The sequence below is a fragment of the Thermoanaerobaculia bacterium genome (assembly GCA_035717485.1).
In the GTDB taxonomy this organism is placed as follows: Bacteria; Acidobacteriota; Thermoanaerobaculia; order UBA5066; family DATFVB01; genus DATFVB01.
In genome coordinates, this window is record DASTIQ010000257.1 from 1 (window position 1) to 6,543 (window position 6,543).

The 6,543-nt window shown below is 65.0% G+C and carries 6 protein-coding genes; 3 read left to right on the plus strand and 3 right to left on the minus strand.

Going from position 1 to position 6,543, the window contains the following annotated elements; genetic code table 11:
• Window positions 1-7: 7 nt before the first annotated feature.
• Entirely contained in the window at window positions 8-661 is a 654-nt protein-coding gene (locus VFS34_13635) for an FHA domain-containing protein (protein ID HET9795489.1), read from the minus strand.
• A gap of 543 nt (window positions 662-1,204) precedes the next feature.
• On the opposite strand from VFS34_13635, the gene VFS34_13640 reads away from it, so the two are divergent.
• Both VFS34_13640 and VFS34_13645 read left to right on the plus strand, forming a co-directional pair.
• Entirely contained in the window at window positions 1,205-2,068 is an 864-nt protein-coding gene (locus VFS34_13640) for a hypothetical protein (GenBank protein ID HET9795490.1), read from the plus strand.
• Between the two features lie 24 nt (window positions 2,069-2,092).
• Window positions 2,093-2,509 (plus strand): PLP-dependent transferase, encoded by a 417-nt coding sequence (locus VFS34_13645; GenBank protein HET9795491.1) that lies wholly within the window; start codon window positions 2,093-2,095, stop codon window positions 2,507-2,509.
• Here the strand turns inward: VFS34_13645 and VFS34_13650 are convergent.
• Together VFS34_13650 and VFS34_13655 are read right to left on the minus strand one after the other, a co-directional pair.
• Window positions 2,449-2,817, minus strand: coding sequence for a VOC family protein (locus VFS34_13650; GenBank protein HET9795492.1), 369 nt, complete (start codon window positions 2,815-2,817; stop codon window positions 2,449-2,451). The two genes, VFS34_13645 and VFS34_13650, sit on opposite strands and share 61 nt — an antisense overlap.
• 121 nt (window positions 2,818-2,938) lie before the next feature.
• Complete coding sequence (locus VFS34_13655; protein HET9795493.1) at window positions 2,939-5,359, minus strand: protein kinase; 2,421 nt, start codon at window positions 5,357-5,359, stop codon at window positions 2,939-2,941.
• A 346-nt stretch (window positions 5,360-5,705) separates the two neighbouring features.
• Between VFS34_13655 and VFS34_13660 the strand changes: the two genes are divergently transcribed.
• The coding region (locus VFS34_13660; protein ID HET9795494.1) for a hypothetical protein at window positions 5,706-6,543 on the plus strand (838 nt) is incomplete at its 3' end.

Below are 6,543 nucleotides of genomic sequence, written 5' to 3' on the forward strand. Positions count from 1 at the left end.
GGAGAGCTCAAACGTCGCGGGCCGTCGCCGTCGGCCCCGTGGTCGAGAACGTGCGGAACGTCAAGGCCGCCGAAGCGATCTGAATGCGGTCGCCGTCCTTGAGAACCACCGGTTTCTCGAGGGGACGCCCGTTCAGGATCGTGCCGTTCTTGCTGTCCAGGTCCTCGAGCACGGCTTCCGATCCGGAAACCACGATCCGCGCATGATGCCGCGAGGCGGCGAGCGAGTCGATCCAGACGGTCGCTTCGGCGTCCCGGCCCAGGACGTTTTCCCCTTCGTTCAGGCCGATCTCGCGCTCGCCCCAGAAGAGGCGGCACGGGGCCATCGCTCTCACGTCCGGGGTCAACGGACCGGGATCCCGGACTTCTCCGCAGAACGCATATCCGTAGCCGTAGACCGTTCGAACGAACCGCGGCTCCCGGGCGTCTTCGTCCAACGCTCTTCGAATTTCCGCCGCCAGGCTGGCCAGATTGCTCTCCTCGATGAACGTGTCGGGCCATAGGGTCTCCTGCAGCAGCTTCTTCGACAGCGCCCGGGGGCGGCTCTCGAGAAGGATCTCCAGCAGCCGAAAGGCCTTCGGGGAAAGATGGACGAGCCCCGCGCGCCCGGAGAGCTGGCGAGTTTCCGAATCGAAGACGAACCCATCGAATTGCAGGCGCACGCTCTTGTTCGCATTCTAGCGCCCCGGCTCCGTGCGGCCGGCATCCCCGCGCTTCCCCCGTCACGAAACCGTGAACCAGCCCTTGCTCACACTCAGCTGATCTCTATCCCGAGAGTCCCGGGTCGTCGGCTTACAGCGAGGCCCGAAACCCTGGACACGAGTTGTCGCCGACGCCATCAGAATTGCAGACGATCCTCAGACGAATCTCAAGACTTCGAAGGAGCCCCCGCGTACCGTGGAGGCGAAATGAAAAGGGCGATGAGACGCAGGATCCTATCTCCCCGGTCCGGTGCGGCCGCCGCGGCGGCGTCGTCTCCGGCAAGCTCGGCAGGCTCGATCCTTTCGGCCGGGACGCGCCATTCGGTACGGCGCGGATCCCGGCATTCACGTCATCGTGTTCATCACGGGCTGGGACATGCTCAATCCAACACCACGTCGAGGCGCGAATCGGCAACCGATCTCCGCCGCGCCGCGGGTGGCCCAGCCCTCGAGCCGAAGGAGGGCTACCCCATGCGATCGTCACGTTTCCTCATGATCTCAGCGATGTGTCTGCTCGTGGGCGCCGGCAGCGCGCCGGCGCAAGGGAGACCGGTCGACGCCTATCTGAACATCGATCCCCCCGGCGCGACGACGGCGACCGCCTACGGCATCAACGCGCAGGGCAACATCGTCGGCCAGTACACCGATTCCGGCAACGTCACCCACGGGTTCCTGCTGACGGCGGACGGCTACCGGACGGTCGACTATCCGGGCGCGAAAGGGACGGACGCCCGCGCCATCAGCGAGACGGGCGAAATCGTCGGCAACTACTGGCCCGTCAGCGGCGACGTCGCGCTGCCCGTGGGTATCCATGGATACCTTTTGACGACGGACGGAGTGTTCACGGCTCCGGGATCCTTCGACGGGTCTCTCGAGCAGCCGCACTCCCATTCGATCGCCCAGCGAATCCTTCCGGACGGAATGATCCTCGGATGCATTCACGATGCGAACATGACCACCACGATGAAGGGGCTGATCACCGGTAACGGCGTCTACGAGGAGCGCGATGCGATGGGGTCGATGGACAATGGCGCGACGCCGGACCTCGGGATGATCGTGGGGTCCTACATGGACGGCACCGTCACGAAAGGTTACACGGTGATCGACGGGGTGTTCACGCCCTTCGTGATCACGGTCGAAGGCACCAACCTGACGCAGGCGTGGGACGTCAATCCCAAGGGCGAGATCGTGGGCGTCTATCGGGTCGGCGCGGCGGCCCACGGCTATCTGCTGAGAGCCAACGCGCTCACCCTCATCGATTATCCGGGTGCATCGCAGACGCGAGCCTTCGGCGTCAACGCTCTCGGCAACGTCGTCGGTTCCTACGTCTCGGGAGGCGTGACTCACGCGTTCCTGCTCCTCCGGTAGCGTTTCGGGTTCGAGACCGGCCCCGTGCGTCCCGCGCCGGCCGGCGAGAGTTGCGAGTTCGGGGTTGGCGCTGATCAAAGGCACCAACGCCCGAACACTCTCGCCCTTCGATTGGAACGAGCTCAGCGAACGGCCATCACGCTCTCGGAGGGGCTCGAAAAGCTCCCACTGGTCACTCGCGTCCGGTATCCCCGCTCGCCCTCACATCCGACGCACGCCACGGCCAGGCGCGTGCTCAAGGGCTTCGGACCATCATCTCGTTCGATCTCGTGGAAGGGTCGAGTTTGCGGATCGCGTCTGCCAAAACGTCAGGCTCATTCGCCATGCCACCAGTCTCACCGAGGCCCGTCCGCGTTTGAACCTCACCGGAAGATTGGATTTCATTGGGCGAGGTCCGAATCGAGGTCCGTCGTGTCCAGCTCGAAAACATGGTTGTCGTAATCGAAGAAATAAAGAGCCGTATCGGCTCGGGCGAGCATGAACTCGTGGTTCATGGCCTTGAGCCTTTCGGCACAGGCCGAGAGGGTGGCCTTCGAAACCGAGAACGCCACGTGGTCACCGGTTCTCGGGCGTTCCACGGATGCTTGAACGAGCACGAACCAGGTTCGGCCCAGCCGGACAAACGTTTCATCATGGCTTTCAGAATCGGTGCGCGATACGACCTTGGCATCGAACAACTCTTTGAACAGAGAAGCCGTTCTGGCTGGATCCTTGACGACCAGGGCAACATGGCTTATCGCGTCGAGCATAGACCCCCCAAAATCTAACGCGCTTGCGCGTCCCCGGGGAGCATAGCGAGTCCTCCGCGTTCCTATGGGGTGGAATTGGCAGCCGGGAAAGCGCAGCCCGGGCGGGTACACGGCGCGCCACCTACTTCGGCAGCGTCACCTTGAACTCGATCTTTGCCAGCTGCTCCGGCGCCTTGCCGATCTTGCGCAGGAACGGCAGCCAGCGCGGGTCCTTGTGGATCTTGTCGAAGAGGCTCTCCGACACGATCTCGTTCAAGCCGCTGTCGCCGTACTCGACTGCCTTGACGAGCCACTCGAAGGCCTTGTCGGCCTCGCCACGGTAGGCGTAGACGGCGGCGATGTTGTAAGGCGCGTCCTTCTCGTATTTCGCGATCAGCGTAGCCAGCGCGGCGTCGGAGTCGGCCTTGCGCCCGAGCGCGTAGTACGCCATCGGCAGACCGATCATCTTCCAGACTTCGCTCGTGTCCTGCTCGATCTCCGCAAGCGCGCCCTTCGCATCGCCCTTCTGCAGCAGCGCTACGCAGAGCTGGTAGTGCGCGCCGCCACGGCCCGGAGCGAGGCTCAGCGCGGTGCGCACCGACGCGATCGCTGCGTCGAGCCGGCCGGCCATGCACTGGTGGTAGCCCAGGTTGGAGAGCCCGGTCACGTCCACCGGATCGCGGCGCACGATGGCCTCCTCGAGCGCCAGCGCCTCGTCCAGGCGGCCGAGAGACATGAGCAGCGTGGCGCTGTTGCCGAGCACGTTCAAGTCCACCGGATCGAGCGCCAGCGCGCGGTTGAAGTGCCGCGCCGCGCCGGCGAGGTCGTTGTCGCCGAACATCGCGATCCAGCCGAGCCGGGCGTTAGCCGGCGCGTAGTTTGGATCGATCGCGAGCGCCTTCGTGGCCGCCTCACGGGCCTGGGCAAATCCGGCTTTGTTGGGCAGCAGGCCTTGGCTGGTCTCGTTGGCGAAGTTGCGGGCCAGCCCGTCCCACGCCGGGGCGTAGCGCGGATCGATCGCGAGCGCCTTGCGGAAAAGCGCGTCGGACTGTTGGAACGCCGGGGCCGTGAACTGCCGTCCGAGCTGGACGGCCTGCAGGTAGAGGGCGTAGGCCTCCGGATCGGTCTGGCGCGCCTTCGGCGCCGCGCCGAGCAGCGTGACCTTCAGCTGCTTGACAACGTCGGCCGCGATCTCGTCCTGGATCTTGAACACGTCTTCGAGCTTCCGGTCGTAGCTCTGCGACCAGAGCTGCGTGTCGGTGGCCGCGTCGACCAGCTGCGCCGTGACCCGCACCTCGTTGCCCGCCTTCCTGACCGAGCCTTCCAGCACGTGCGCCACGTGCAGCTGCCTTGCGATCTCCGGGATCTTCATGTCTTTGCCCTTGAACGAGAACGACGACGTCCGCGCCGTCACCTGCAGCTGCGGAACCTTCGTCAGCAGGTTCAAGAGGTCCTCGGAGATGCCGTCGGAGAAGTACTCGTTTGACTTGTCCTCGCTCATGTTCGTAAACGGCAGCACGGCGATCGTGTGGTCCGAGACGCCTGCGGTGGCGGGCGCCGCCGCAGGGCTCGGCCCGGGCGAACGCTTCTTCAGGAAGACGCCGGCGACGATCAAAGCGGCGATGATGGCCGCCGCGGCGACCGCAATGACGATGCGCCGCCGTCGGGGAGCGGGAGCCACCGCCTGCGCGCCGCTCGTGACCGTCGAGCCCGAGGCTTCCGAAAGGGCGAAGACGATGTCCTTGGCCGTCTGGAATCGATTGCCCGGGTCCTTTTCCAGGCAATGTCGGACGACGTGATCGAGCGCGACCGGGACGTCTTTCCCCGGCTCGGAGAGCGCCGGCGGCTCCTGCATCAGGATCGCGCTCATCGTGTCTGCCGCCGTTTCCCTCTTGAACGCTCTCCTGCCCGAGAGCATCTCGTAGAGGATCGTCCCGAAGGCGAAGATGTCGGAGCGGTGATCGACGGGGTATCCCCGCACCTGCTCGGGCGACATGTAGCCCATCGTGCCCATGACCGTGCCGGGCTCGGTGCCCTTCGACTGCGTCGGCGCGTTCGTCTCTTCTTCGGCCTTCTGCTCGGTCCTCTTGGCCAGGCCGAAGTCGAGGATCTTCACGTGTCCGTCCTTCGTGACGAAAACGTTCTCGGGCTTCAGGTCCCGGTGGACGATCCCCCTCTCGTGGGCGGCCGAGAGGCCCTTCGCGATCTGCAGCGCGTAATCGACGGCGACCTTCTGCGCGAGCGCTCCCGCGTCCAGGCGGTCGCGAAGCGTCTGGCCGGAGAGCAGCTCCATGACCGCATACGCCACGCCGTCCTGGCTCCCGTAGTCGAAGATCGCGAGGATGTTCGGGTGCGAGAGCGCGGCAACGGCTTTGGCCTCGCGCTCGAAGCGGGCGAGCATGTCGGGATTCGAGGCCACCGACTCCGGCAGCACCTTGACCGCGACCTCCCGGTCGAGCTTCGAATCCTTCGCCCGATACACCTCGCCCATGCCTCCCGCGCCGATCGGAGCGAGGATCTCGTAGGGGCCGAGACGGGTGCCGGATGAAAGGCTCAGTCGGATCTTCCTGTGCCCAGGATTCTATCCCTGAGATCAAGACTGAACGGCGGCGAGGAACTCAGGTGTCCGTGTCGGTGTCCGTGTCACCGGGCCTAAAGGAACCGACTCAATCCAAATCGGATTTCATGAAACCCGCGTGGAGTTGGTAGCCCTAGCGAGAAAAAATTGGAACCGGCTCGCCGCTTGGATTCAAGGAGTTGATGCGCTGAGAGCCGCGTCATACCGGCGGGGTCGTTCGATACCGGCCACCGAGTTCCTGAACCTGTCCAATTCCCGTCGTGGCGAAAAGGGGGACTCCGCTCGTTCTCGAAACCAAGAACGATTGCCGCCGACTTGCGTAAGGGAGATTGTGGAATCCAGCGCGACTTGGCCCGGGCGGCTGCTTCAGTTTGGGGCGGCCGTTTTCATGGTCGCGCTCGCGTATTCGACGGTGCTCGCCCCGCCGGCTCTCCTCCTACACGCCCTTCAGGCGCTCGTCTACCTTCCCATCATCCCGCTGGCGCGAAGAAATCGACCGTGGCTCTTCGGCGCCGCGTTCATGCTTGCGGCGGCTTGGAACACGGCGAACCTGTTCGTCACCGGGTTCATCCGCGCCGGCCTCGAGACGCTCGCGGGAATCCCGGTTGCGCCCGCGAACCCGGGCTACGTGCCCGTCGTCATCGGCGCGTGTGGACACTTCCTGATGATCATCGGACTGCTCGTGGCGTTCCTCCGCGGCCGACCGGGAGCGCGTTCGTGGGGCGGCTTCGCGGCGGGCGCAGTGCTCGGAATCCTCGCGATGGCTGCGATCACCCCTCTTCGGATGCGCCTGCACCGCCGGCCGCTTCCGCTCGACGTGCCGAACCGCGTCGCGATGGAGTCTGCGATCAAATACAGTGGCGGCCTTACCGGGCCTGCGAGATCGGGGTTCTCGAATCTCGACTGCTCGGCCGCTCATGCCGGGCATCTCCGGGGCTGTCACCATAACCATCAAGGGGCCGTCCGTCGTGAGGACCGGCACCCTTGCGTATACGTTCACATAGCGAGATGGCGTGCGGAAGGTTTGAAGCAGGCCTGGGCGGCACATCGTAGGGGCGCACAGCGCGGCATCTCCGTGCTACGACTTCGTCAATCGATTAACGAAGTGGTAACCCCAACGGGAACCGATCCCGTCTCGCGCCGCGCAGCCGCGGAAAACAATAGTCGCC

What these genes read in the sequence shown, in the direction of transcription:
- VFS34_13640 (HET9795490.1), top strand. Translation starts at nt 1,205, where the DNA reads ATGTGTCTGCTCGTGGGCGCCGGCAGCGCGCCGGCGCAAGGGAGACCG.
- VFS34_13650 (HET9795492.1), bottom strand. Translation starts at nt 2,817, where the DNA reads ATGCTCGACGCGATAAGCCATGTTGCCCTGGTCGTCAAGGATCCAGCC.